Annotated in this window: 1 protein-coding gene; it reads right to left on the bottom strand. The window is 24.3% G+C overall.

Annotation, left to right across the window (positions count from 1 at the left end; genetic code table 11):
• Positions 1 to 431 precede the first annotated feature (431 nt).
• The coding region (locus ACYVEA_RS34735; RefSeq protein ID WP_461117928.1) for an ATP synthase subunit C family protein at positions 432 to 602 on the bottom strand (171 nt) is incomplete at its 5' end.

The following is a 602-nucleotide window of genomic DNA, read 5'->3' as shown; positions in this document are numbered from 1 at the left end:
AAAAGCACTATCTTTTTCTATATATGGATTATGAGGAGAAAGAATTAAATTAACTACTAATAATATAACAGCTAAAATAGGTATTAAAAATAAAAAAAAAGTTGTTGTTGTCATTAAAAAATATATATAAGGTTTGTTGTTGTTGTTTATTACATTTAAATTTTGTTGGAAATTATTTTGTTTATTTTAAGTAAATTATTTTGTAATGCTAAGGATTTCAGATATTTAACTTTATAAAAATATAAATTAAATACCGCTTAGTACCTAATTCTAAGCCAGGAATTATAGGAGTCGAACCTATATATATATATATATAAGTTTTAACTTATTTATATACGTTTTTACCGATTAAACTAAATCCCTACTGGGAATATAAAGATAAAAATTTATAATTTTTACCCCCCCCTTATTTTTAATTTTTCTTTAAAATATTAAGCAACATATAATAAAAGGAATGCCATCATTAATGCAAATAAACCTGTGGCTTCAGAAAAAGCAAACCCTAAAATAGCATAGTTAAATAATTGTCCTCTTAATGAGGGATTTCTAGATACACCTAAAATTAAGGCTCCAAAAACTATACCAATTCCTACACCTGCACC

The sequence above is a fragment of the Spirosoma jeollabukense genome, assembly GCF_054777855.1.
Note: the sequence above shows the minus strand (reverse complement) of the source record. Positions and strands in the feature narration are given on the sequence as shown.